The organism is Citrobacter braakii (genome assembly GCF_009648935.1).
GTDB classification, from domain to species: Bacteria; Pseudomonadota; Gammaproteobacteria; order Enterobacterales; family Enterobacteriaceae; genus Citrobacter; species Citrobacter braakii.
Genome location: NZ_CP045771.1, coordinates 1810373 through 1836743, shown reverse-complemented (window position 1 = coordinate 1836743; position 26371 = coordinate 1810373). Strand labels below are relative to the sequence as shown.

The following is a 26371-nucleotide window of genomic DNA, read 5'->3' as shown; positions in this document are numbered from 1 at the left end:
TTACGCGACGGCTTTGCCGTTACGCACAAAAACAGGTTTAGTCACTTTTACCGGCATTTCGCGGTTACGGATCTGTACGATCGCATTCTCACCAATACCCGCAGGGACACGCGCCAGCGCGATGCTGTAACCCAGGGTTGGGGAGAATGTTCCGCTGGTGATAATGCCTTCCTGCTGATTGCCGGAAGCATCGGTGAAACGCACCGGCAGTTCATTACGCAGTACGCCTTTCTCGGTCATCACCAGTCCGACCAACTGTTCGTGGCCTTTTTCACGCTGCATTTCCAGCGCTTCCCGACCGATAAAGTCGCGGTCAGTCGGTTCCCACGCGATGGTCCAGCCCATGTTGGCCGCCAGCGGGGAAATGCCTTCGTCCATCTCCTGACCGTACAGGTTCATGCCGGCTTCCAGACGCAGCGTGTCGCGCGCGCCAAGACCGCAAGGTTTGACACCTGCTTGTACCAGCGCACGCCAGAAGTCTGCCGCCTTTTCACTCGGCATGGCAATTTCATAGCCTGCTTCGCCGGTATAACCGGTGGTTGCGATAAACAAATCACCCGCCTGAACGCCGAAGAACGGCTTCATGCCTTCTACCGCCTGGCGCTGCTCGTCAGTAAACAATGTGGCTGCTTTTTCCTGCGCGTTTGGGCCCTGCACCGCAATCAGCGACAGATCATCTCGAACGGTGATGTCGATGGCGTAAGGTTCAGCGTGTTGGGTAATCCAGGAGAGGTCTTTTTCGCGGGTGGCGGAGTTTACAACGAGGCGGAAGAAATCTTCAGTGAAGTAGTAGACAATCAGGTCATCTATCACGCCGCCCGACGCGTTGAGCATACCGGAGTAGAGGGCTTTACCCGTCTTCGTTAGCTTCGCGACGTCGTTTGCCAGCAGATAACGCAAGAACTCCCGGGTGCGGCTACCGCGCAGGTCGACGATGGTCATATGTGACACATCAAACATTCCGGCATCGGTGCGAACAGCATGGTGTTCATCAAGCTGAGAACCGTAATGCAGTGGCATCATCCAGCCATGGAAATCTACCATGCGCGCGCCACATAGCGTGTGTTGTTCGTACAAAGGAGTCTGTTGAGCCATCTTTTCCTCGTTGAATAAGCGGGGCTACCAACTCTTTCGCGGTGAAATTTTCGCCACGAAACCCAGCACCGCAGCCGCTCCAGGGGCCACGACGCAAACGTTCTCTTTGTCCTGAACTTACCACCGAAACAGACGCTAAACCATAAGGCAAAATTAACCATCACATTAGCTTATGGCCAAAAACAGCAAAATCACCGGCAGAACAAAACCCCATCCATACGGCAAATAATCAGAATAAAAAATAAATACAAGCTGGAATTAACAGCACCAACCAACATTAAATGTGGAAAAATTGTCAAAAATGGCGTTATGAAAAAAACGTAATATTAAAAAAACTAATGCGAAAAAAGGCGTGGAATTAGATTATTTCAAATGAGAGAAGCACCCCGGCGCGCAGGCCGGGAGTGGAAAGTGTGACGGGTCTCAAACTCTTAAGATTGTCCTTACGGACGCTAGCGTAACCACTCAGGAAGATCGTTCAGTCCCATCGCCTGGCGGATGAGCTGTGGTTTTACGCCTGGCAGGGTATCGGCCAGTTTCAGACCAATATCACGCAGCAGTTTTTTCGCCGGATTCTCGCCTGCAAACAGTTCACGAAATCCCTGCATACCGGCCAGCATCATCGCTGCGCTGTGCTTACGGCTACGCTCGTAGCGGCGCAAATAGAGATACTGACCAATATCTTTGCCCTGACGCTGTAGCCGCTTCAGCTCATCGATCAGCTCCGCCGCATCCATAAAGCCAAGGTTAACCCCCTGACCCGCCAGCGGGTGGATGGTATGCGCCGCATCCCCCACCAGCGCCAGACGATGAGCAGCGAACTGACGGGCATAGCGTCCCGTCAGCGGAAACGCCTGACGCTCGCTTTCAAGGCTGCACAGCCCCAGGCGATTATCAAAAGCGATATTCAGCGACTGATTAAACTCGTCAACGCTTGCCTGCTGCATGCGTTCTGCTTCCTGCGGCGAAAGCGACCAGACGATAGAGCACAGGTGCGGGTCACTGAGCGGCAGGAACGCCAGGATCCCCTCACCGTGAAACGCCTGCCGCGCAACCGCGCCGTGAGCTTCCTGCGTACGGATAGTCGCCACCAGCGCATGATGACGGTAATCCCAGAAAGTGAGCGGAATATCCGCTTTGTTGCGCAGCCAGGAGTTAGCGCCATCGGCGCCGACCACCAGGCGAGCGGTCAGCATTGCGCCATCTTTCAGGGACAGAAATGCCTCATTCTCACCCCAGGCTACCTGCTGTAACTCAGCGGGCGCCATCAGCGTAATGTCCGCTGAACGCTGCGCTTTTTGCCAGAGTGCGTAATGGATCTCTGAGTTTTCAACGATGTGGCCTAAATGGCTGTAGCCCATGCTCTGGTCATCAAACGCAATACGCCCAAAGCTGTCTTTGTCCCAGACTTCCATGCCGTGGTAGCAACAAGCGCGACGGGCAACAATGTCGGACCAGACGCCCAGTCGGCTAAGCAGTTTTTCACTGGCGGCATTAATGGCCGATACGCGAAGCTGAGGAGGTGCATCCGCCGCCAAAGGCTGCGGAACATGTTGTTCTAACACCGCAACGCGCAACCCGCTGCCCTGCAAGCCGCAGGCAACCGCCAGTCCCACCATGCCGCCACCAACAATTGCTACATCAACACTTTGCACTGTTTGCTCCTGAAAATAGGACAATCAAAAACCGTAGGCCGGATAAGGCAAAGCCGCCATCCGGCATTACTTCCGCGACATTGCCTGATGGCGCTGCGCTAATCAGGCCAGCTTCTTTAATTCGGCCTACAGGATATATCTATCGCGCAACCCAACCGAGGGTCCGCTCCGCCAGCGCATCGCGTGCAGGCGTGAATAATTCCATCGCCATCAGCCCGACATTACGCCCAACGATCAGCGGGGCCCAGCGATTGGCAAACAAATACACCAAATTGTTGGTCACACCAATCGTCGTTTCGCGATCGCGTTCGCGGCGCTGCTGATAGCGTGCCAGTACCGCATAATCACCGATATCTTCCGCGCAGTTTTGCGCCTGCGTCAACGTCTCAGCCAGGCTCATCACATCGCGCAGACCAAGGTTGAAACCTTGTCCGGCAATGGGATGCAGCGTCTGTGCTGCGTTCCCCACCAGCACAGTACGATGGGTAATGGCTTTTTGCGCCGAGGTTAACGAAAGCGGATAGGCGTTGCGTTTACCGGCCTGGGTAATACGCCCCAACCGCCAGCCAAACGCAGTTTGCAGTTCGCGGCAAAATTGTTCGTCGGACCAGGCCATAATCTCATCCCGCCGCTCCAGCGGATGGCACCACACCAGCGAGCAGCGACCATCAGACATCGGTAGCATTGCCAGCGGACCATATTGTGTGAAACGTTCAAACGCTCGCCCGTCATGCGCAACGGAGGTCGTGACGTTGGCAATCACCGCCAGTTGTTCATAGGGTTGTTGCTGCCAGCCAACGCCGCAGGCGGTAGCCAGCGCGGAGCGCGTGCCATCGGCGGCCACCAACAGGCGACCATTGATCATCTCGCCATTTTCCAGCGTAACCTCAACGCGTTCCTGCGTGCGTGACACGCTGGCTACACGGTCGGGGCAGTGCAGCGTGATGCCCGGCGCTTTACGCAACAGCGCAAACAAACGCAGCCCGACATCGTGCAGTTCTACCACCTGGCCCAGCGCCGGAATACGGTATTCCTGCGCATCCAGCGTCACAAATCCGGCATGGCCGCGATCGCTGACGTGAACCGTTTTGATCGCCGTTGCGCAATCGGCAATCGCCTGCCATACGCCAATTCGCGCCAGCTGTTGGCAGGTCCCTGCCGCCAGCGCGATCGCCCGGGCGTCAAACCCTGGATGGCGGTCAGTTTCAGGTTCGCTCGCTTCTATCAGGTGAACAGGCAGAGTCCCGTGGCTGAGCTGAGAAATGGCCAGCGCCAGCGTTGCACCGACCATACCACCGCCAACGATAATCACGCTCATTGCAGCCGCGCCGCAGCCATTAAGGCTTCAATGTCATCCGCTTTCTTCACCACGCTGGCGGTCAGGTTCTCATTGCCGTCCTCGGTGATGAGGATGTCATCTTCAATACGAATGCCGATACCACGATAAGCAGGCGGCACATCGGCGTCCGGCGCGATATACAGCCCCGGTTCGACGGTGAGCACCATTCCTGGCTCGAGAATACGTGAGCGGTCCTGACCATAAACGCCAACGTCGTGCACATCCAGTCCCAGCCAATGGCTAAGACCATGCATAAAGAATGGGCGATGCGCATTTTCGGTAATCAGTTGGTCGATCTCGCCGTGCAAAATGCCAAGCTTCACCAGACCCGTAATCATGATGCGCACCACTTCGCCGGTGACTTCCTGGATGGACGTCCCCGGGCGATACAGGCGCAGACTGGTCTCTAATGACTCCAGTACGATGTCGTAGATTTCACGCTGAGCAGGGGAAAATTTGCCGTTTACCGGGAAGGTACGCGTAATGTCGCCCGCATAACCTTTGTATTCACACCCGGCGTCAATCAACACCAGATCGCCATCGCGCATTTCACTTTCATTTTCGGTGTAATGGAGAATACAGCCGTTTTCGCCGCTGCCGACAATCGTGTTATAGGATGGGTAACGCGCGCCATGGCGAGTAAACTCGTGGTGAATCTCCCCTTCCAACTGGTATTCAAACATTCCCGGACGGCATTTTTCCATCGCGCGGGTATGCGCCAGCGCACTGATCTCTCCGGCACGGCGCATGACCGCAATTTCTTCTGCTGATTTGAACAGGCGCATTTCATGCACCATTGGACGCCAGTCGATGATCGCGGCGGGTGCGTGCAGATTTTGTCTGGAGCCTTTACGCAGTTTATCCAACGCCGTGCACACGATCTCATCTGCCCAGGCATATTCGCCCTGCGCGTGGTACACCGCGTCCAGGCCATTGAGCAACAGGTGCAGTTGTTGGTTGATTTCACTGAAGGCCAGCGCCCGGTCAACGCCGAGTTTTGCCGGTGCGGCATCCTGGCCCAGACGGCGGCCAAACCAGATCTCCGCCGTCAGATCGCGAACCCGATTAAACAAAACGCTGTGGTTATGAGTGTCATCACTTTTAATCAGCACCAGCACGGCTTCCGGTTCGTTAAAACCGGTGAAGTACCAGAAATCACTGCTTTGGCGGTACGGGTATTCACTGTCCGCGCTGCGCGTCGCTTCAGGCGCGGCAAAAATCAGCGCGGCGCTGCCAGGCTGCATTTGTGCCAGTAAAGCCTGGCGACGACGCTGGAATTCTTGCTGAGATATCTCGCTCATCACACTCTCCTTTGCGTTTCGTTCTTAGTGCAGAGTCGGTTTACGGACTTCCGGCGCGGTCGGCTGCTGACGCGTAAACGTGTCATGACACAGCAAGGCGGCTACGCGCACGTATTCGATAATCTCTTCGAGCGACATTTCCAGCTCTTCCTGATCTTCGTCTTCGTCATATCCCAACTGAGCGATATTGCGCAGGTCGTCAATTGCTTCACCGGTTTCACCGGTCACTTTGTCGAGCTTTGGCTGCGTAACGCCAAGGCCCAGCAAAAAGTGGTTTACCCACCCCGCCAGCGCATCGGCACGATCAAACACGCTAACATCGTCGCCTTCAGGCAGATAAAGCTGAAAAAGGAAACCGTCGTCCTCGAGGGCATCGCTGGTGGCAGAGTGCATTTTCATCAGTGCCTGAGCCAGCTCGTGACCGAAGGCCAGACCTTCGTTCGTCAGGTCGTGCAGCAGCGGCTGCCATGAGCTGTCGTTGTTGCCGCCGCAAATCATCCCGCTGATCAAGCCGTGCATTTCGGCCGGGGTTAATCCAGCCCCTTGTTGGTTCAAAAACTGGCTAACGTCGTTGTAGCCAGGCATTTCGTTCTGTATAGACATAAGCATTCGTCATCAAAGGGAGGAATATTCATGGTATGCTACCACTTTGGGCCCTGGTGGACCAGAAAAGGGCTTGTATCTTGATACCAGGGTAGCTATAGTGTCGCCCCTTCGCGGACCCAAGGTCTGGAGACGAAGGCAGCGCAGTCAATCAGCAGGAAGGTGGCATGTCTGCACAACCCGTCGATATCCAAATATTTGGCCGTTCACTGCGAGTGAATTGCCCGCCTGAACAAAGGGATGCGTTGAATCAGGCTGCGGACGATCTCAATCAGCGATTGCAAGATCTGAAAGTTCGCACTAGAGTCACAAATACTGAGCAGTTGGTTTTCATCGCCGCGTTGAACATCAGCTATGAATTAACTCAGGAAAAAGCGAAGACGCGTGAGTACGCGGCGAGCATGGAACAACGTATTCGGATGCTACAACAGACCATCGAACAGGCGTTGCTTGATCAGGGTCGCATAACCGAAAAAACGGGCCAAAACTTTGAATAACACTTTTCGGTTTACTGTGGTAGAGTGACCGTGAAGACAAAATTTCTCTGAGATGTTTGCAAGCGGGCCAGTCCCCTGAGCCGATATTTCATACCACAAGAATGTGGCGCTCCATGGTTGGTGAGCATGCTCGGCCCGTCCGAGAAGCCTTAAAACTGTGACGACGCATTCACCTTGAACCAAGGGTTCAAGGGTTACAGCCTGCGGCGGCATCTCGGAGATTCCCTTCTACCTGGCAACAGCCATGACACTACTTTCTGAACTCCCTTTATCACGGCAAGAAATTCGTCAACTGATTCGACAGCGTCGTCGCGCGCTGACCTCTGAACAGCAACGACACTACGGTCAGCAAGCCGCGACCCGAATGCTCAGTTTTCCCCCTGTTGTACTCGCGCATACTGTGGCGGTATTTCTCTCGTTCGATGGCGAACTCGATACCCAGCCGCTGATAGATCAGCTGTGGCGAGCGGGCAAGCGCGTTTACCTTCCGGTTCTTCATCCCTTCAGTCCCGGTAATTTACTGTTCCTGCACTATCATCCGCGCAGCGACCTGGTGACCAATCGCTTAAAGATCCAGGAACCACGGCTTGATGTACGCGACGTATTGCCGCTGTCAAAGCTGGACGTACTGATTACGCCGTTAGTGGCATTTGATGAGGACGGGCAACGCCTGGGCATGGGCGGCGGATTTTACGACCGCACGCTACAAAACTGGCAACAGCATAAGCTCCAACCCGTGGGCTACGCGCATGACTGCCAGTTAGTAGAAAAATTGCCGGTTGAAGAGTGGGATATCCCGCTGCCAGCGGTGGTGACGCCGTCCAAAATCTGGGAGTGGTAGCCGTTTTTTGCCGATTGACAGCGCCGTTTTTTTGACCTAAATTCCTCGGTGAAGGGTGAGGGAGGCGAACCTCCCTCCTGCGTACTCTCTGTTAATATGCTGGCCAAGCGATGATTAACAGGATCAGCAGCATGATGACGTATCTCATCATCGTCCCTTTCCTTTTTAGAGCCCCTGCTTCGGTAGGGGCTTTCCCGTTTCAGCGCTATGCTGCGCCCCTATCGTAAATTCCTTTTATTGCTGTACAACACGCAACGCTGCCTTTAGTTGCCAACTGCGGCAAAGCTCGAAAACAGAATGTATGCGTTACAGAAAGAGATTTTGAGGCAGGGAAATCAGAGGAAAGATGGGCAGGTCAACCGCCTGCCCATGTAGAGGAAATCAGTACAGCAGACGAGCGCGAATGGTTCCCGGAAGGGCTTTCATCGCCAGCAGCGCTTTCTCCGCCACATCTTCATCCGCTTCAATATCGATAACCACATAACCTACCTGCGCGGAAGTCTGCAGATACTGCGCGGCAATGTTGACGCCCTGCTCGGCAAAAATCTGGTTAAGTGCCGTCAGTACGCCCGGACGGTTTTCGTGAATGTGCATCAAACGACGACCACCGTGCAGCGGCAACGAAACTTCCGGGAAGTTTACCGCAGACAGCGTAGAGCCGTTGTCGGAATACTTGGTCAGTTTCCCAGCTACTTCCAGACCGATGTTTTCCTGCGCTTCCAGCGTTGAACCACCAATGTGCGGCGTCAGGATCACGTTATCGAAATCACACAGCGGCGAAGTGAAAGGATCGCTGTTAGTTGCCGGCTCGGTTGGGAATACGTCGATTGCAGCCCCCGCCAGATGTTTAGTCGCTAACGCGTCGCACAGCGCAGGAATATCAACAACCGTACCGCGTGCGGCGTTAATCAGCAGCGCCCCCGGTTTCATCAACGAAATCTCACGCGCGCCCATCAGGTTTTTGGTGGAGGCATTTTCCGGCACGTGCAGACTGACCACGTCGCTCATATTGAGCAGGTCGGAAAGATGCTGTACCTGCGTGGCATTGCCAAGCGGGAGTTTATTTTCAATATCATAGAAAAAGACATGCATCCCGAGCGATTCCGCCAGAATGCCCAACTGAGTACCAATGTGGCCGTAGCCGATGATCCCCAGTTTTTTACCACGCGCTTCAAAAGAGCCGGTAGCCAGTTTATTCCACACGCCGCGGTGCGCTTTGGCGTTCGCTTCGGGTACGCCACGTAGCAGTAGCAGCAGTTCGCCAATCACCAGCTCAGCAACGGAACGCGTGTTAGAGAATGGTGCGTTAAACACAGGGATCCCGCGCTTTGCCGCTGCACTTAGATCAACCTGGTTGGTGCCAATGCAGAAGCAGCCAATCGCGACCAGTTTCTCTGCGGCGTCAATCACATCTTCAGTCAGATGGGTACGGGATCGCAGGCCAATGAAGTGGGCATCACGGATGGACTCTTTCAGTTGTTCAGTGTCCAGAGCACCTTTGTGAAACTCGATGTTGGTATAACCTGCTGCACGAAGGCTTTCGAGTGCTTTTTGGTGCACGCCTTCAACCAGCAGAAATTTAATCTTATCTTTCTCCAGTGATACCTTTGCCATTTCCCCGACCCTGTCTTTTTTGTTCAAACTGATGTGTTGTGTGTGGGATTTTCATCCGTCTCTTCAACATATCAAAAAATAATATTGCGGCAATATGAACGTTTGCGTCGCCGTGCTGAAGAAATGTCATTCAACGGGAAATGTCAGAGGAAAATACTGGCGATAACTTTTTCTTTGGAGAGATCGGCAGGACAATATTATAAACGTGACACAAGTCACCAAATTTGCCCTGCCAAAATTTTTTTAACGGGAGAAGACGCTCCCGTCAGATCATTTTACGATAGTTTTCACGCCGTCAGGCGTACCGATCAGCGCGACATCCGCACCACGGTTGGCAAACAGGCCGACGGTTACCACACCTGGAATCGCATTGATGGCATTCTCCAGCGCGATGGCGTCGAGGATCTCCAGACCGTGCACATCGAGGATCACGTTGCCGTTGTCCGTCACGACGCCCTGACGGTATTCAGGACGACCGCCCAGCTTCACCAACTGGCGAGCCACAGCGCTGCGCGCCATTGGGATCACTTCGACCGGCAGCGGGAAGTTGCCGAGAATATCGACTTCTTTAGACGCATCCGCGATGCAGATAAATTTCTTCGCCACGGAAGCAATGATTTTTTCACGGGTCAACGCTGCGCCGCCGCCCTTGATCATCTGCATGTGACCGTTGATTTCATCCGCGCCGTCAACGTATACGCCGAGGCTATCCACTTCGTTAAGATCGAACACGTGGATGCCAAGGCTTTTGAGTTTTTCAGTCGATGCGTCCGAACTGGATACCGCACCTTCAATCTGACCTTTCATTGTGCCCAGCGCATCAATAAAGTGTGCGGCTGTTGAACCTGTACCTACGCCCACAATGGTGCCGGGCTGTACATACTGAAGTGCCGCCCATCCTACTGCTTTTTTCAGTTCATCCTGCGTCATGATCGTTTCGCCTGTGGTGTGAATATGGTGGGAAAATTCACGCGCATTATAGAACATTGTGCAGAAAAATGTCCCCACACCCGCTCGCAAGCGGCGGATTTCGTCTTTACCCAATCAAAAATTGTGTCATAGTGCAGAACAAGCAAAAATTTCAGGAGTGCGTCAAAGCAATGAAACGTCCGGACTACAGAACACTACAAGCACTGGATGCGGTTATTCGTGAACGAGGATTTGAGCGCGCGGCGCAAAAGCTGTGCATCACGCAATCCGCGGTTTCACAGCGCATAAAACAGCTTGAGAATATGTTCGGACAACCGCTGCTGGTGCGCACCGTACCGCCGCGCCCAACGGAACAGGGACAGAAACTACTGGCGCTTCTGCGCCAGGTTGAACTGCTGGAAGACGAGTGGCTGGGCGATGAACAAACCGGCTCGACGCCGCTTCTGCTTTCGCTGGCGGTGAACGCCGACAGTCTGGCGACCTGGTTACTTCCGGCGCTGGCCCCGGTACTGGCTAATTCACCGATTCGACTGAACCTGCAGGTTGAAGATGAAACCCGAACCCAGGAACGTCTGCGTCGGGGTGAAGTAGTCGGCGCGGTGAGTATTCAACATCAGGCGCTGCCAAGCTGTCTGGTGGATAAATTGGGCGCGCTGGACTACCTGTTTGTTGGCTCTAAACCTTTCGCCGAGCGTTATTTCCCAAACGGCGTCACCCGTTCCGCCCTGCTGAAAGCCCCGGCGGTCGCGTTTGACCATCTTGATGATATGCACCAGGCGTTCTTGCAACAAAACTTCGACCTACCGCCGGGCAGCGTACCGTGCCATATCGTTAACTCGTCTGAAGCCTTCGTCCAGTTAGCCCGTCAGGGAACAACCTGCTGCATGATCCCACACTTACAGATTGAGAAAGAGCTGGAAAGCGGTGAGCTTATCGACTTAACGCCAGGCCTGTTCCAGCGTCGGATGCTGTACTGGCACCGCTTTGCACCAGAAAGCCGCATGATGCGCAACGTCACCGACGCGCTGCTGGCCTATGGCCACAACGTACTGCGTCAGGATTAATTCCTCGAACAGAGGCCGGATAGCGGCGTAACGCTTTATCCGGCCTACAAGCCTTTCCCCTCATTTCATGCTATTCCCGCCACGTCTTTGAAATACATCACAAAATAAAACACGCCACACGGCAAAAAACGACGTCCTGTTGGCTATTTTTTGCTGGCGACAAGCCAAATGAAAAAGCACACCGTATTCGCAAAGATTCAACTTATTGCGTAATACGGAGCAAAAAATGGCAAACGTGCAGGAGTGGCAAACACTCGCCAATAAAGAACTCAGTCGACGGGAAAAAACCGTTGAGTCGCTGGAAAGACAGACGGCGGAAGGGATTGTCATCAAGCCGCTGTACACCGAAGCGGATCTCGATAATTTGGAAGTCACGGGCACCCTGCCCGGTCTGCCGCCTTACGTGCGTGGCCCGCGCGCCACAATGTATACCGCGCAGCCGTGGACGATTCGCCAATACGCCGGTTTCTCTACCGCCAAAGAGTCCAACGCCTTTTACCGCCGTAACCTCGCCGCTGGGCAAAAAGGGCTTTCCGTCGCCTTTGACCTTGCCACTCATCGTGGTTATGACTCAGACAACCCGCGCGTAGCGGGCGACGTCGGCAAAGCCGGCGTGGCGATCGATACCGTCGAAGATATGAAGGTGCTGTTCGACCAGATCCCGCTGGATAAGATGTCGGTATCGATGACCATGAACGGCGCGGTGCTGCCGGTGCTGGCGTTTTATATCGTCGCGGCGCAGGAGCAAGGCGTGACGCCGGAACAGCTCACCGGGACCATTCAGAACGATATTCTGAAAGAGTACCTGTGCCGCAACACCTACATTTATCCGCCAAAACCCTCCATGCGCATTATCGCCGACATCATCGCCTGGTGCTCAGGCAACATGCCGCGCTTTAACACCATCAGCATCAGCGGCTATCACATGGGTGAAGCCGGGGCAAACTGCGTACAGCAGGTGGCGTTTACGCTGGCAGACGGTATTGAATACATCAAGGCCGCGCTTTCCGCCGGACTGAAAATTGATGACTTCGCCCCGCGCCTGTCATTCTTCTTCGGCATCGGCATGGATCTGTTTATGAACGTCGCCATGCTGCGCGCTGCACGGTATCTGTGGAGCGAAGCGGTCAGCAGTTTTGGCGCGACCAACCCGAAATCTCTCGCTCTGCGTACCCACTGCCAGACCTCAGGCTGGAGCCTGACCGAGCAGGACCCGTACAACAACGTGGTACGAACCACCATTGAAGCGCTCGGCGCTACGCTTGGCGGCACCCAGTCTCTGCATACCAACGCTTTTGATGAAGCGCTCGGCCTGCCCACCGATTTCTCCGCCCGTATTGCGCGTAATACGCAGATCATCATTCAGGAAGAATCAGAGATCTGCCGCACCGTCGATCCGCTGGCCGGATCGTATTACGTCGAATCACTCACCGATCAAATCGTGAAGCAGGCGCGCACGATCATCAAGCAGATTGATGAGGCAGGCGGCATGGCGAAGGCGATTGAAGCCGGACTTCCTAAACGGATGATCGAAGAAGCGTCCGCGCGCGAACAGTCGCTGATCGACCAGGGTAAGCGCGTTATCGTCGGGGTGAACAAATACAAGCTGGATAAAGAAGACGACACGTCGGTGCTGGAGATCGACAACGTGAAGGTGCGCAACGAGCAGATTGCCTCACTGCAGCATATCCGCGCCACCCGCGACAATGATGCGGTTAAAGCCGCGCTATCCGCGCTGACCCACGCCGCGCAGCAGAATGAAAATCTGCTGGCAGCCGCCGTCAACGCCGCCCGCGTTCGCGCCACGCTCGGTGAAATCTCCGATGCGCTGGAGGCCGCCTTTGACCGTTATCTGGTTCCCAGCCAGTGTGTTACTGGGGTGATTGCGCAAAGCTATCACCAGTCCGACAAATCCGCCGATGAGTTCGATGCCATTGTTGCGCAAACTGAACAGTTCCTCGCAGAAAATGGCCGCCGCCCGCGTATTCTGATCGCCAAGATGGGTCAGGACGGCCACGATCGCGGCGCAAAAGTGATCGCCAGCGCCTACTCCGATCTCGGCTTCGATGTCGATCTCAGCCCGATGTTCTCCACACCGGAGGAAATTGCCCGTCTGGCGGTAGAAAACGATGTGCATGTCGTTGGCGCATCATCGCTGGCGGCGGGTCATAAGACATTGATCCCGGAGCTGGTCACCGCGCTCAAAGGCTGGGGACGCGAAGACATTTGCGTCGTCGCCGGCGGGGTTATTCCGCCACAGGATTACGCTTTTCTACACGAACATGGCGTGGCAGCCATTTATGGCCCAGGCACGCCGATGCTCGACAGCGTCCGCGATGTGTTAACCCGTATCAGTAAACATCATGATTAACGCCACCACGCTTGAGGATACCGTCCGCCGCTTGCGACTCGGTGAACGGGCTACGCTCGCCCAGGCGATGACGCTGGTCGAAAGCAATCACCCGCGCCACCAGCCGCTGAGTACGCAATTGCTGGACGCGATTATGCCGTTCACCGGTAACGCCCTGCGTCTGGGGATCACCGGCACGCCGGGCGCGGGTAAAAGCACCTTTCTGGAAGCATTCGGCATGCTGTTGATTCGCCGCGGGTTACGGGTAGCGGTGATCGCCGTCGATCCCAGCAGCCCGGTCAGCGGCGGCAGCATTCTTGGTGATAAAACCCGCATGACGGAACTGGCTCGCGCAGAATCTGCGTTTATACGTCCGGTTCCTTCCAGCGGTCATTTAGGCGGCGCCAGCCAGCGCGCCCGCGAATTAATGCTGCTGTGCGAGGCGGCTGGCTTCAACGTGGTGATTGTGGAAACCGTCGGCGTTGGGCAGTCGGAAACCGAAGTCGCAAGCATGGTGGATTGCTTTCTCTCACTGCAAATCGCCGGCGGTGGCGACGATTTGCAGGGCATCAAAAAAGGCCTGATGGAGATGGCGGATCTGGTCGTCATCAACAAGGACGACGGTGATAACCGTACCAGCGTTGCCATCGCCCGCCATATGTACGAATCCGCCCTGCATATTCTGCGCCGCAAATATGACGAGTGGCAGCCGCAGGTTCTGACCTGTAGCGCCCTGGAAAAACGCGGCATTGAGGAGGTTTGGCAGGCGATAACCGACTTTAAAACGTGCCTTACCGCCAGCGGTCGACTGGAAAAAGTCCGCCAGCAGCAGGCGGTGGAATGGCTACACAAGCAGGCTGAAGAAGAAGCCCTGCATCTGCTGTTTGCCCGGGCTGATTTCGACCAGTATTTCCAGCAGACGCTGCTGGCCGTCAAAAACAATGATCTTTCGCCGCGCACCGGCCTGCGGCACATCAGCGAATTTATTCAGCATCATTACTTTCAATAAAGAGAACATTATGTCTTATCAATACGTCAACGTGGTCATCATCCAGAAAGTCGCGGTCATTGAGTTCAATTACGCCCGCAAGCTCAATGCCCTGAGCAAAGTGTTTATTGACGATCTGATGCAGGCGCTGAGCGACCTCAATCGTCCGGACATTCGCTGCATCATTCTGCGCGCCCCGAGCGGGGCCAAAGTGTTCTCTGCCGGGCATGATATTCATGAGCTCCCCACCGGACGTCGCGATCCGCTCTCTTATGACGATCCGCTGCGTCAGATAACTCGCATGATCCAAAAATATCCGAAGCCGGTGATCTCCATGGTTGAAGGCAGCGTCTGGGGCGGCGCGTTTGAGATGATCATGAGTTCCGATCTGATCATCGCAGCCAGTACGTCTACCTTCTCCATGACCCCGGTCAACCTCGGCGTGCCCTATAACCTGGTGGGCATCCACAACCTGACCCGCGACGCTGGTTTTCACATCGTTAAGGAGCTGATTTTTACCGCCTCGCCCATCACCGCTCAACGCGCCATGGCGGTCGGGATCCTCAATCATGTCGTTCCAACCGAGGAACTGGAAGATTTCACCCTGCAAATGGCGCATCACATCTCGGAAAAAGCGCCGCTGGCAATCGCCGTCATCAAAGAAGAACTGCGCGTGTTGGGCGAAGCACACACCATGAACTCTGACGAATTCGAGCGCATTCAGGGCATGCGCCGCGCGGTGTACGACAGCGAGGATTATCAGGAAGGGATGAACGCGTTTATGGAAAAACGTAAACCTAATTTTGTTGGCCATTAATCACGCCCGACGAAGGAGACGGCCATGAAACGGATGAGCGCCGAACAGGCGGCAGAAATTATCCAGCACGATGATATGGTGGCGTTTAGCGGCTTTACCCCCGCGGGTTCGCCAAAAGCGTTACCCACCGCAATTGCCCAACGCGCCTGCGAACGGCATCAGGACGGGCAGCCTTTTCAGATCCGCCTGTTGACCGGGGCGTCAATTGGCGCCGCCGCTGATGATGCATTATCCGCGGCGGATGCCGTTTCCTGGCGTGCGCCTTATCAAACCTCCTCTGGCCTGCGCGAGAAAATTAACCAGGGCCAGGTGAGGTTTGTCGATCTCCATTTGAGCGAAGTCGCGCAGATGGTTAATTACGGCTTTTTTGGCGATATCGATGTTGCCGTCATTGAAGCTTCCGCCATTGCGCCGGATGGCCGGATTTGGCTTTCCAGCGGTATTGGCAATGCGCCTACCTGGCTGCTGCGGGCGAAAAAGGTGATTATCGAGTTGAATCATTACCATAATCCACGCGTGGCTGAGTTTGCCGACATCGTAATACCCGGCGCACCGCCGCGGCGTAACAGCGTGCCCATATTTCATACCATGGATCGCGTGGGCAGTCAGTGCGTGCAGATAGACCCCAGGAAAGTGGTCGCGGTAGTGGATACCGACCTGCCCGATGCCGGGAATGCGTCGGATAAAACCAATCCGGTCAGCCAACAAATTGCCGATAACGTCGTCACTTTCCTACTGGCAGAAATGGCGCACAAACGCATTCCAGCAGAGTTTCTGCCCTTACAAAGCGGCGTGGGCAATATCAATAACGCGGTAATGGCGAGACTGGGAGAGAATCCGGATATCCCGCCCTTTATGATGTATTCAGAGGTGTTACAGGAATCGGTGGTGCATCTGCTGGAAACGGGCAAGATCACCGGTGCCAGCGCCTCCAGCCTGACCATCTCAGCCCCGTCGCTACAGAAGATTTACGACAACATGGACTTCTTCGCCAGCCGAATTGTGCTGCGCCCGCAGGAGATCTCCAATAACCCGGAAATCATCCGTCGGCTGGGGGTCATTGCGCTCAACGTTGGGCTTGAGTTTGATATCTACGGCCATGCCAATTCCACGCACGTTGCGGGCGTGAACCTGATGAACGGGATCGGCGGCAGCGGGGATTTCGAGCGCAACGCCTACCTGTCTATCTTTATGGCGCCGTCGATTGCCAAAGGCGGGAAAATCTCAACCATCGTGCCGATGTGCAGCCATGTCGACCACAGCGAACATAGCGTTAAAGTGATCGTGACCGAACAAGGGATTGCCGATCTGCGTGGGTTATCTCCGATGCAGCGGGCGCACACGATTATCGATAACTGTGCGCATCCCCTTTACCGGGACTACCTGCACCGCTATCTGGAAAAAGCACCCGGCGGGCATATCCATCACGATCTCAGCCATGCGTTCGATCTGCATCGCAACCTTCTCGAGACAGGATCGATGCTCGGTTAACTTGCCGTACCGTCACGATCTTCAGCAATATGCTGGAGCATGGTGCCGGTATAGCGATGATTTTTCAGCGAATAGAGAAACTCCTGCATATACATGGGGTTGCCGGGCGCGTCGAAATACTTTAGCGTCGACGGATTCACCAGCCGCCAGGCAAAATGAGGAATCACCGTCAAAAACTGCCCGCGCTCCACCGCGCTAATCTTGGCCATAAAGCTGTACGGACGGTAGATAATTGTCGGATTGATCCCGCAGGGCCGCATATAAGCATCCAGCATCGCCTCAAAGTTGGCGCGATTCTGGAAGCGCATTTGCAGCCAGGGTAGCTCGCGCAGCAGATCCTGCGGCTGTTTCTCTTCGTAGCGCCGGGAAACGAGAAACCCCAGACGTAGCGGAGGCAGTTCGCTGATCGCCAGATTTTCCAACTCCTGTACGCGGGGGGAAACGTGCTGTGGCGAGATAATGAAATCCAGTTTGCGGTCGAACAGATTATCAATCACCCCATTCTCACTGAATTCAACGGCCTGGGCCGTCACGCCGTCATATTTATCGCCAAGGCTAATCAACTGGTCAAAAATAATCGTTGGATAAGTATTATCGATACCGATGACGATTTCCCGCGAGCGACAAGAGGCGTTATGGATTTCGTTATCAATGGCAGAGAGGCGCTGATAGACAGGAAACAGCTTCTGATACAGCTCCTGTCCGGCTTTATTCAGGCTGATGTTGTTATCTTTACGGGTAAACAGCGTATAGCCGATTTGATCTTCCAGTGCAGCAATGCTTTTACCGAAAGGCGATGCGGTCATATGTATTTTTTCTGCCGCTCTGGCGATGTTATTGGTTTGCGCCAGCAGAATGAAATTACGCATCTTTTTCGAGATAAAAATATCCATAGCGTCCCCTTAAAAATCGCTATGGCCTATCCTCATTACCACGAAAAAAAAGACTGAATGTGAGGTCTCATTTTTACAGTTGCTCACAGAAAAACCGGCTGGAATGTTTTGTCGGCCTGATGAGACGCGTAAGCATCGCCATCAGGCTAAAAACTTGCCGGATGGCGACTTACGCCTATATCAAGACTACTTATTGGTTACTGTAGGCTCAATCTGGAAGACGACATCAACCTGATCGTCAAACTGAATAACCGGCTGTTCGTAGGTTTCCTGAGCAGAGGTTGCAGGCGCTGCATCTGCTTTCATCATCCGTACCATCGGGCTCGGTTGATAATTGGAAACGTGGTAACGCACACTGTAAACGGGACCCAGTTTGCTATTAAAGCCCGCTGCCAGCTGTTCAGCCTGATGAACAGCATCATCAATCGCCGCTTTACGCGCTTTGTCTTTGTAAGCATCCGGCTGGGCAACGCCCAGCGATACCGAACGAATCTCATTCAGACCGGCCTTCAGCGCGCCATCAAGCAGAGCGTTGAGTTTGTCCAACTGACGCAGCGTGACTTCAACGGTGCGCACTGCACGATAACCTTTGAGGATGCTTTTGCCGTTCTGGTAGTCGTAGTCCGGCTGCGTACGCAAGTTTGCAGCGCTAATGTCTTTCTTCGCTATCTGGTTCTGTTCAAGGAAAGACAGATATTGCGCCACGCGCTCATCGGCCTGCTTCTTCGCGGAAGCCGCATCCTTTGCAGCAACGTTCACTTCAATCGCCAGGGTGGCGATGTCTGGTGTTGCATCTACGCTTGCCGTTCCGGAAGTCACGATGTGCGGTCCATTTGGCAACTCATTTGCCTGTACCGATAGTGCGCTGAATCCGACTAATGCCGCCAGGGCCATTATTTTGAACTTCACGGTCGTTCCTCCATGTTTCATTAATTACCCCAAAACTCAGGGCACATGCAGGCAAGCTTAGCCGATCTCGCTGCGTTGTCCATCAGACAACACTTAGTTGAACAGCGCATGAACGTGCGCAACACCTTCTTTTGCCAGCTGAAAAGCGATAAACCACATCACTAATCCTACCAGCGTATTGATGATGCGCTGTGCTTTCGCAGTTCGCAGACGCGGTGCCAGCCAGGCCGCCAGCAATGCCAGACCGAAGAACCACAGGAACGAAGCGCTGACGGTTCCCAGTGCAAACCAGCGTTTAGGCTCAACGTCCAGTTGTCCCCCCAGACTCCCGAGCACCACAAAGGTATCCAGGTAAACATGTGGGTTGAGCCATGTCACCGCCAGCATAGTGGCGATAATTTTCCAGCGCCCCTGCTTCATCACCTCGGCGCTGGCCAGTTCCAGATTACTGCTCATCGCCGTTTTTAGCGCACCGAATCCGTACCAGAGTAAAAATGCGACCCCGCCCCAGGTGACCAGCGCCATCAGCCATGGCGACTGCATCAGCAAGGCGCTACCGCCGAAGATCCCCGCGCAAATCAGCACTAAATCGCTGATGGCGCAGAGTAAAGCAATCATGATGTGATACTGACGACGGATCCCCTGATTCATCACGAAGGCATTTTGTGGACCAAGCGGAAGTATCATGGCTGCACCAAGCGCAAGCCCTTGAAAATAGTAGGATAACATGTAAAGCATCTCACATAATTGTCTTGTGGGCAGACTATACTGCGCGGGATTCATTAGAGGAAATGGATAATATTAATCAGTAATTAGCATTATTAATAATACCGCGCACACTCCCCTCCATATTCAGTCTCTGACAATAGCGATTGTGCGTTACCCGAGGTATGCTGAAAGATAAGTCTGTCTATACCAAAGGAATGGGTATGAAGCATAACGCGAACATTTTTCTCTTCTGTGCCTCGCTGGTAGTTACCAGTTTGTGGCCCACTGTCGCCAGCGCAGACAGAACGCTGCGCTATACCGATCACGAGCCGTATGGCAACATGCGTACCCGGCTCATAAAAGAGACTTTTTTTCGCGCAATCGAACAAGAGTCGCTTGGACGTTTGAAAATCGACGCTCACTGGAACGGCGAGCTGTCCACCAGCTATGACGCCTTAAAAACGATCGGCCAGGGCAGCGTGGCGGATATGGGGATCGTGGTCCCTGAGTACACGCCCGAACAACTGCCGCGACACCAGATTTTTAAGAGCTTCCCCCTCGGACCGGGTCGTGGTGAAGCGCAGGTTAACGCCTTTCAGCGGATTTTCCGCGAGTATCGCCAGTTTGGTCGCGAGCTGGAAAACAACAATCTGGTGAATCTTCAGTTTTTCCTCGGCTATCCGGTTGGATTTTTTACTACCAAACCGAACGTCGATTTGGCACAGCTGAATGCAAGCCAATGGCGGACCGCCAGCTTTTGGCATCAATCATTTTTACGCAACGCGGGCGGCGTGCCGGTCAGCATGCCATGGAATGAAAAAATTACCGATGCGCTTCAGACCGGACAGCTTGACGGCCTGATGGTTAACCTCGACAGCGGAGATGATATCCATGCCCAGCGGGCGGCCCCCTATATTCAGCTCTCCCCTTCGCTCTGGCTCGGACACGTTTATCTTCTGGTGATGAATAAAGACGTCTGGGATAGCCTGGACGTGAAAGATCGCGCAGCCATCAATCGGGCCGCCGCCATGACGCAAAAGCGTATTGGCGCAGTGCAGGACGCAAGCCTGACCGCAATGGCGAAAAAGATGGCAAAAGAGGGTGCACACGTTCATTACCTGACCAACAGCGATCTGAATGCGTGGCAAGCCGCTACCGGGTATCAGCACGTTCAGGCCGAATGGATTGCCCAACAGGAAAGTAAAGGAATAAACGATGTTGGCGAGCTGATGCAGGGTGTCAGCGCAATTCTTAACAAGACGAGATAAATCAACGCCCGCATCTCTCTGGCGGGCGTTTTTAGCTGAAGTTACTCGGTCGCGTTCTCTTTCACGCGTTTAAAGTTCACATCCATCTGCGGGTACGGGAAGCTGATACCGTTGGCATCAAACTCGCGCTTAATGCGCTCCAGTACATCCCAGTAGACGCTTTGCAGATCGCTGCTGTTGCTCCAGACGCGTACGACGAAATTAATCGAGGAAGCGCCCAGCTCATTCAGGCGTACCGTCATTTCACGGTCTTTTAGGATGCGATCTTCAGACTGGATGATATCAGTGAGGATTTTTTTCACCTGATCGATATCGGAGTCGTAGGCCACGCCGATAATAAATTCGTTACGACGGACCGGCTCGCGAGAGAAGTTAATGATGTTCCCGGCAATGATTTTACCGTTTGGGATCACCACAATCTTACCGTCTACGGTACGCATAGTTGTGGAGAAAATCTGCACGTTAAGCACGGTTCCCGCAACGCCGCCAAGGTCTACATATTCACCCGCGCGGAACGGACGGAACATCACCAGAAGCACGCCTGCGGCGAGGTTGGACAGCGACCCTTGCAGTGCCAGACCGACAGCTAAACCTGCGGCACCGAGAACGGCGATCACGGAGGCAGTTTGCACTCCAACGCGACCCAGCGCGGCAATCAGCGTGAAAGCGATAATACCGTAGCGCACCAGTGCAGAAAGAAAGTCGGCAACGGTGGCATCAATTTTACGCGCCAGCATCAGGCGGTTAACGGTGTTTGATACGATACGCGCCACGATCATACCGATAATGACAATCGCGAGAGCCGCAACGATGTTGACGGCATAGCTCAACAGTAGCTCCTGATTGCGGACCAGCCAGGTGCCCGCACCGTTTATGCTGTCGACAACATTCAAATCTTCCATTCAATATTCCTTTTTTGCTTACCCAAACGGGAGAAATAAAGCCGCCCTAACGGGACTGGCAACCTGACAAGGGTAAACAATAAACTCAGATTTTGCCAAACAGATCACAGAATTCTCTGTCAGCAGCACATTGAAATGGCAATAAAAAAGGCCCGCATTTGCGGGCCTCATGTCACGTTGGACGGCGTAAATTACAGAACGTCAACCGCGTTCAGTTCTTTGAAAGCCTGTTCCAGACGGGTGATCATGGTTGCCTGACCAGCACGCAGCCATACGCGCGGATCGTAGTATTTCTTGTTCGGCTGATCTTCGCCTTTCGGGTTGCCCAACTGACCCTGCAGGTAAGCTTCGTTTGCTTTGTAGTAGTTCAGAACGCCTTCCCAGGTAGCCCATTGGGTATCGGTGTCGATGTTCATTTTCACTACGCCGTAGCTTACGGAGTCTTTGATTTCCTGAGCAGTAGAACCGGAACCACCGTGGAAGACGAAGTTCAGGCTGTTATGCGGCAGGTTATGTTTCTTAGAAACATAGTCCTGAGAGTCGCGCAGGATGGTCGGGGTCAGAACTACGTTACCCGGCTTGTAAACGCCGTGTACGTTACCGAAGGACGCTGCGATAGTGAAACGCGGGCTGATTTTGCTCAGCTCGGTGTATGCGTAGTCAACGTCTTCCGGTTGGGTGTACAGTGCAGAAGCGTCCATGTGGCTGTTGTCCACGCCATCTTCTTCACCACCGGTGCAACCCAGTTCGATTTCCAGAGTCATGCCCATTTTGGACATGCGCGCCAGGTATTTGGAGCAGATTTCGATGTTCTCTTCCAGAGACTCTTCAGACAGGTCGATCATGTGAGAAGAGAACAGCGGTTTGCCAGTTGCTGCGAAGTGTTTTTCACCCGCGTCCAGCAGACCGTCGATCCACGGCAGCAGTTTCTTCGCGCAGTGGTCAGTGTGCAGGATAACCGGAACACCATAGTGTTCAGCCATCTGGTGAACGTGATGCGCACCAGAGATAGCACCCAGGATTGCAGCGCCCTGAGGAACGTCAGACTTCACGCCTTTACCCGCGATGAAAGAAGCACCACCGTTGGAGAACTGGACGATGACCGGCGCTTTAACTTTTGCAGCGGTTTCCAGAACGGCGTTGATGGAGTCGGTACCAACGCAGTTAACAGCTGGCAGAGCAAAGTTGTTTTCTTTAGCTACCTGGAAAACTTTCTGTACGTCATCACCAGTGATTACGCCTGGTTTTACGAAATCAAAAATTTTAGACATGTTGCGAGTCCTGTATCTTCGGCCTTGGAAAGGGGGCGCGCTCGACAGCGCGCTAATAATTGGGCAGGTTTCCCTGCCCATCAATGTCTTACTTTTTAGCACGCTCTTCGAGCATGGCTACTGCTGGCAGTACTTTGCCTTCCACGAATTCGAGGAATGCGCCGCCGCCAGTAGAGATGTAGGAGATTTTGTCAGCAATGCCGAACAGGTCGATTGCTGCCAGGGTGTCACCGCCGCCTGCGATAGAGAATGCTTCGCTGTCTGCGATAGCATTAGCAACGATTTCAGTACCTTTGCGGAAGTTCGGGAATTCGAACACGCCAACCGGGCCGTTCCACAGAATGGTTTTCGCATTCTTCAGGATGTCAGCCAGCTGCTGTGCAGAAGCGTCGCCGATATCCAGGATCTGCTCGTCTTCTTTTACATCGCTAACGGATTTAAGCGTAGCCGGTGCAGTTTCAGAGAATTCAGTCGCTACGCGAACGTCAGTCGGGACCGGGATATCGCAAGTCGTCAGCAGACGCTTAGCTTCATCAACCAGGTCAGCTTCGTACAGGGATTTGCCGACGTTGTGGCCTTGAGCAGCAACGAAGGTGTTCGCGATACCACCACCAACGATCAGCTGGTCAGCGATTTTTGACAGAGAGTCCAGAACGGTCAGTTTGGTAGAAACTTTAGAACCACCAACGATAGCCACCATCGGACGAGCAGGTTCTTTCAGCGCTTTACCCAGCGCATCCAGCTCAGCAGCCAGCAGCGGACCAGCGCAAGCTACGTCGGCGAATTTACCGATACCGTGGGTAGAAGCCTGTGCACGGTGAGCTGTACCGAAAGCGTCCATTACGAATACGTCGCACAGCGCAGCGTATTTTTTGGACAGCGCTTCGTCGTCTTTCTTCTCGCCTTTGTTGAAGCGAACGTTTTCCAGAACAACCAGTTCACCGGCAGCGACTTCAACGCCGTCCAGGTAATCTTTTACCAGGCGAACCGGAGCAGACAGTTTGTCTTTCAGGTAGTTAACAACCGGCAGCAGAGAGAATTCTTCGTTGTACTCGCCTTCGGTAGGACGACCCAGGTGGGAAGTTACCATCACTTTAGCACCCTGTTTCAGGGCCAGTTCGATGGTCGGCAGGGAAGCACGGATACGCGCATCGCTGGTTACTTTCCCTTCTTTAACTGGTACGTTCAGGTCCGCACGGATAAAAACGCGTTTACCAGCCAGATCCAGATCGGTCATCTTAATTACAGACATGGTGAATCCTCTCGTTGATTCATAAAGTTTTGTCGACGCTCAAGCGTCGAGCCTGAAACCAATAGCAGCCATCGCTAACGTTGTGTCGAGCATACGGTTAGCAAAGCCCCATTCATTATCACACCAGACCAGCGTTTTGATCAGGTGAGCGCCACTCACGCGCGTTTGCGTACCATCAACGATGGCGCTGTGCGGGTCGTGGTTAAAATCTACAGAGACCAACGGTAATTCCGTATAGTCAACTATACCATGAAATGCACCTTGTGCTGCTTTTTGCAGCAACTGGTTGACTTCACTGGCTTTTACTGGTTTTTTCACCGTCACGCTTAAGTCGATCGCCGTCACATTTATGGTCGGTACACGCACCGCAATCGCTTCAAAACGATCGTTAAACTGCGGGAAAATTCGCGTGATGCCCGCCGCCAGTTTGGTATCAACCGGAATAATAGACTGGCTGGCCGCTCGCGTGCGACGCAGGTCAGGATGATAGGCATCAATAACCTGCTGATCGTGCATCGCGGAGTGGATCGTGGTGACGGTACCAGACTCAATGCCGTAAGCATCATCCAGCAATTTAATGACGGGTATTATGCAATTCGTGGTGCAGGAGGCGTTGGAAACGATCCGGTGTTCAGCGCGCAGCTGATCCTGATTAACGCCATACACAACGGTTGCGTCGATGTCGTGACTACCAGGATGTGAAAAGAGCACTTTTTTTGCACCAGCGGCAATATGCGCCTCGCCGTGTTCGCGGTTGCCGAAAACCCCCGTACAGTCCAGCACAACATCGACACTCAGTTCGCGCCAGGGAAGCGCATCGAGCGTTCGCTCATGCAGAATGCGGATCGCGTCATCGCCAACGATGAGCTGGTCACGTTCCTGACGAACATCCCAGGCAAAACGTCCATGGCTGGTGTCATATTTCAACAAATGCGCCATGCCTGCAGCATCCGCCAGTTCGTTGATTGCCACCACGGTGATTTCCGCCCGACGCCCGGATTCATACAAAGCACGAACCACGTTGCGTCCGATGCGACCGAAACCATTAATCGCTACGCGTACGGTCATAGGTCTCCTGCAAGGATTTCTCAGAAACGATGTGGCAGACAGAGTAATGCAGCAAATCGCTCAGGGAAACCTTACCTGTCGCAAACTGCGACTAATTGGTTAATTGTCGAACATTTAATCGACTGAAACGCTTCAGCTAGAATAAGCGAAACGCGGAATAAAAGGAATGATTGTCCAGCCAAAGAAAACAGTTATCTGACGTACATCACACTTTTCCCGCTAAGACCGGGGGAAATTATTCCAGTAAGCCGTAATAATCATTACGGCTTAACAGGAATAATTGGCCTTCACGCAATCCGATATTCACCAGATTCCAGCATCTCCAGCGTCAGGTCACCAGGCAGACTCGCTTCCAGTACCCGATGAACATTCGGTCCGTCGGTACGCTCATAAAACGCCTCAGCGTCAGCTTGTGATAGTCCGCCCGCCAGTTTACGACCTACCAGTCGTGTACGGAGCGCGTTGGCAGGAGCACGAATAAACAGCGAGTAATCACAAAACTCAGCTAACGCCCGCCACCTTTCATCATCGCGTAATAACCAGTTTCCTTCCACAATCACAATCGGCGCGGTCACTGTTATGGCCGCTTCTACCGGATCGTGTTTTTGCCGGTCGTACTGTGGCCAGGTGCCCTCCCCTTCCCTTATCAGACGTAGATTCTGTGCAAGCTTATCCACATCAAAGGTTTCCGGCGCACCTTTGTATGCTCGCAGGTTATGAGCATCCAGCCAGGTGTTGTAGTGATGGAAGCCATCCATCGGCAGCGTCTGGATCTCCGGCAGGCCAGGATCCTGACGGGAGAGATATTCCCAGAAGGTGGTCAGCGTCGATTTACCCGTACCAGGCGGTGCGCTGAGAAAAATGATCGTTCGTCGCTGCGGGTGAGTGGCATGTATTTTTGCCAGCTGTTGTAATAACGGTTTGTGGACGTTCTCTATCTCATCATCACGGTAATGTGCTTCAACCTGTAGCCCATTCACCGTTAGTTTGATTTTCACGGCGTTAATTCCTTTAAAATCGCCGTCACTGCCAGCGTCATTGCCGTCTTGACCATTGCGCTAAAGCGCACTTCGGACCACGCAGCAAAGTCGGCAAATTTCATCGACTCCAGCGCACCGTAGAGCGTTGCGTTGCGGGTGATACTGTTCACGTTGCTGACAAAATCCCAGGTAATGTCATCGACAAAACCGGGGATATTATCCTGCTCGTTCAGGTACTGATAAAATTGAGAGAAATGGGTGATGTCGGCATAAAGCCATTTATCCATTTTTCCCAACGCATAAATCAGACGTAACGCAACGTCGATATCGTCAAGCGGTCCACTCTGGGCGAGTAACGGCTTCACTGCATATTCCACGATCTCTTCATCGTTATTAACGAACAGCGACGGTAGAAAGCGCTTAATGCCCTGGAGCAAAATGTTATGTGCCGTCGTCATAAACGAGAGTAAATTATTTTGAGCATCCAGTTGCTCAAGCACATCGTCTTCTGTCAGCGTCGTCATTCGTTTCTCGA

24 protein-coding genes and 1 other RNA gene are annotated in these 26371 nt (G+C 53.7%); 9 read left to right on the top strand and 16 right to left on the bottom strand.

Annotation, left to right across the window (positions count from 1 at the left end; translation table 11 throughout):
• From gcvT to GFC06_RS08590, 5 genes are all read right to left on the bottom strand, one after another.
• Entirely contained in the window at positions 1-1095 is a 1095-nt protein-coding gene (gene gcvT / locus GFC06_RS08610) for a glycine cleavage system aminomethyltransferase GcvT (RefSeq protein WP_016157417.1), read from the bottom strand.
• Between the two features lie 452 nt (positions 1096-1547).
• Complete coding sequence (ubiI, locus tag GFC06_RS08605) at positions 1548-2750, bottom strand: FAD-dependent 2-octaprenylphenol hydroxylase (protein WP_047499314.1); 1203 nt, start codon at positions 2748-2750, stop codon at positions 1548-1550.
• A gap of 139 nt (positions 2751-2889) precedes the next feature.
• Entirely contained in the window at positions 2890-4068 is a 1179-nt protein-coding gene (gene ubiH / locus GFC06_RS08600; RefSeq protein ID WP_049282167.1) for a 2-octaprenyl-6-methoxyphenyl hydroxylase, read from the bottom strand.
• A complete protein-coding gene (pepP, locus tag GFC06_RS08595; RefSeq protein WP_049282166.1) occupies positions 4065-5390 on the bottom strand; it encodes a Xaa-Pro aminopeptidase in 1326 nt (441 codons plus the stop codon). Before pepP ends, ubiH begins: the two co-directional genes overlap by 4 nt.
• Positions 5391-5414: 24 nt before the next feature.
• Positions 5415-5993 (bottom strand): YecA/YgfB family protein, encoded by a 579-nt coding sequence (locus GFC06_RS08590; protein WP_016157420.1) that lies wholly within the window; start codon positions 5991-5993, stop codon positions 5415-5417.
• Between the two features lie 167 nt (positions 5994-6160).
• On the opposite strand from GFC06_RS08590, the gene zapA reads away from it, so the two are divergent.
• The 3 genes from zapA (at position 6161) to GFC06_RS08575 (ending at position 7331) form a co-directional block, all read left to right on the top strand.
• Positions 6161-6490 carry a cell division protein ZapA gene (gene zapA / locus GFC06_RS08585; protein ID WP_003026980.1) on the top strand — a complete coding sequence of 110 codons (330 nt, stop codon included), beginning with the start codon at positions 6161-6163 and terminating at the stop codon, positions 6488-6490.
• 41 nt (positions 6491-6531) lie between these two features.
• Positions 6532-6715: non-coding RNA, 6S RNA (ssrS, locus tag GFC06_RS08580), on the top strand.
• Between the two features lie 19 nt (positions 6716-6734).
• Positions 6735-7331, top strand: a complete 597-nt coding sequence (locus GFC06_RS08575; RefSeq protein WP_047499309.1) for a 5-formyltetrahydrofolate cyclo-ligase — start codon at positions 6735-6737, stop codon at positions 7329-7331.
• A gap of 381 nt (positions 7332-7712) precedes the next feature.
• Here GFC06_RS08575 and serA read toward each other — a convergent pair whose 3' ends face one another.
• Together serA and rpiA are read right to left on the bottom strand one after the other, a co-directional pair.
• Positions 7713-8945, bottom strand: a complete 1233-nt coding sequence (gene serA / locus GFC06_RS08570; protein ID WP_016154363.1) for a phosphoglycerate dehydrogenase — start codon at positions 8943-8945, stop codon at positions 7713-7715.
• Positions 8946-9215: 270 nt separating this feature from the next.
• Complete coding sequence (gene rpiA, locus GFC06_RS08565; protein ID WP_016154364.1) at positions 9216-9875, bottom strand: ribose-5-phosphate isomerase RpiA; 660 nt, start codon at positions 9873-9875, stop codon at positions 9216-9218.
• A 170-nt stretch (positions 9876-10045) separates the two neighbouring features.
• Between rpiA and argP the strand changes: the two genes are divergently transcribed.
• From argP to GFC06_RS08540, 5 genes are all read left to right on the top strand, one after another.
• Positions 10046-10939, top strand: coding sequence for a DNA-binding transcriptional regulator ArgP (argP, locus tag GFC06_RS08560; RefSeq protein ID WP_003825477.1), 894 nt, complete (start codon positions 10046-10048; stop codon positions 10937-10939).
• Positions 10940-11165: 226 nt separating this feature from the next.
• Entirely contained in the window at positions 11166-13310 is a 2145-nt protein-coding gene (gene scpA / locus GFC06_RS08555; protein WP_153690041.1) for a methylmalonyl-CoA mutase, read from the top strand.
• Positions 13303-14298 (top strand): methylmalonyl Co-A mutase-associated GTPase MeaB, encoded by a 996-nt coding sequence (gene meaB / locus GFC06_RS08550; protein WP_049282164.1) that lies wholly within the window; start codon positions 13303-13305, stop codon positions 14296-14298. The genes scpA and meaB overlap by 8 nt, the downstream gene beginning before the upstream one ends.
• Positions 14299-14308: 10 nt before the next feature.
• Positions 14309-15094 (top strand): methylmalonyl-CoA decarboxylase, encoded by a 786-nt coding sequence (gene scpB / locus GFC06_RS08545; RefSeq protein WP_049041966.1) that lies wholly within the window; start codon positions 14309-14311, stop codon positions 15092-15094.
• Positions 15095-15118: 24 nt separating this feature from the next.
• Positions 15119-16585 carry an acetyl-CoA hydrolase/transferase family protein gene (locus GFC06_RS08540; RefSeq protein ID WP_153690040.1) on the top strand — a complete coding sequence of 489 codons (1467 nt, stop codon included), beginning with the start codon at positions 15119-15121 and terminating at the stop codon, positions 16583-16585.
• Here GFC06_RS08540 and srsR read toward each other — a convergent pair.
• From srsR to argO, 3 genes are all read right to left on the bottom strand, one after another.
• A complete protein-coding gene (gene srsR, locus GFC06_RS08535) occupies positions 16582-17478 on the bottom strand; it encodes a LysR family transcriptional regulator SrsR (protein WP_153690039.1) in 897 nt (298 codons plus the stop codon). The genes GFC06_RS08540 and srsR overlap by 4 nt on opposite strands.
• A gap of 186 nt (positions 17479-17664) precedes the next feature.
• Positions 17665-18387, bottom strand: coding sequence for an oxidative stress defense protein (locus tag GFC06_RS08530; RefSeq protein WP_029139653.1), 723 nt, complete (start codon positions 18385-18387; stop codon positions 17665-17667).
• Between the two features lie 93 nt (positions 18388-18480).
• A complete protein-coding gene (gene argO, locus GFC06_RS08525) occupies positions 18481-19116 on the bottom strand; it encodes an arginine exporter ArgO (protein ID WP_003027005.1) in 636 nt (211 codons plus the stop codon).
• A gap of 200 nt (positions 19117-19316) precedes the next feature.
• On the opposite strand from argO, the gene dctP reads away from it, so the two are divergent.
• Positions 19317-20363 (top strand): TRAP transporter substrate-binding protein DctP, encoded by a 1047-nt coding sequence (dctP, locus tag GFC06_RS08520; RefSeq protein WP_153690038.1) that lies wholly within the window; start codon positions 19317-19319, stop codon positions 20361-20363.
• Positions 20364-20404: 41 nt separating this feature from the next.
• On the opposite strand, the gene GFC06_RS08515 is transcribed toward dctP, so the two are convergent.
• The 6 genes from GFC06_RS08515 to GFC06_RS08490 form a co-directional block, all read right to left on the bottom strand.
• Positions 20405-21265, bottom strand: coding sequence for a small-conductance mechanosensitive channel MscS (locus tag GFC06_RS08515; RefSeq protein ID WP_019077645.1), 861 nt, complete (start codon positions 21263-21265; stop codon positions 20405-20407).
• A 191-nt stretch (positions 21266-21456) separates the two neighbouring features.
• Positions 21457-22536, bottom strand: coding sequence for a class II fructose-bisphosphate aldolase (fbaA, locus tag GFC06_RS08510; RefSeq protein WP_003027029.1), 1080 nt, complete (start codon positions 22534-22536; stop codon positions 21457-21459).
• An 88-nt stretch (positions 22537-22624) separates the two neighbouring features.
• Positions 22625-23788: a phosphoglycerate kinase gene (gene pgk / locus GFC06_RS08505; RefSeq protein ID WP_003027032.1), complete on the bottom strand. Its 1164-nt coding sequence runs from the start codon at positions 23786-23788 to the stop codon at positions 22625-22627.
• Positions 23789-23827: 39 nt separating this feature from the next.
• Positions 23828-24856, bottom strand: coding sequence for an erythrose-4-phosphate dehydrogenase (gene epd, locus GFC06_RS08500; protein ID WP_016154379.1), 1029 nt, complete (start codon positions 24854-24856; stop codon positions 23828-23830).
• Between the two features lie 287 nt (positions 24857-25143).
• Entirely contained in the window at positions 25144-25854 is a 711-nt protein-coding gene (locus tag GFC06_RS08495; protein ID WP_153690037.1) for a nucleoside/nucleotide kinase family protein, read from the bottom strand.
• Positions 25851-26360: an MltR family transcriptional regulator gene (locus GFC06_RS08490; protein WP_153690036.1), complete on the bottom strand. Its 510-nt coding sequence runs from the start codon at positions 26358-26360 to the stop codon at positions 25851-25853. The genes GFC06_RS08495 and GFC06_RS08490 overlap by 4 nt, the downstream gene beginning before the upstream one ends.
• Between the last annotated feature and the right edge of the window lie 11 nt (positions 26361-26371).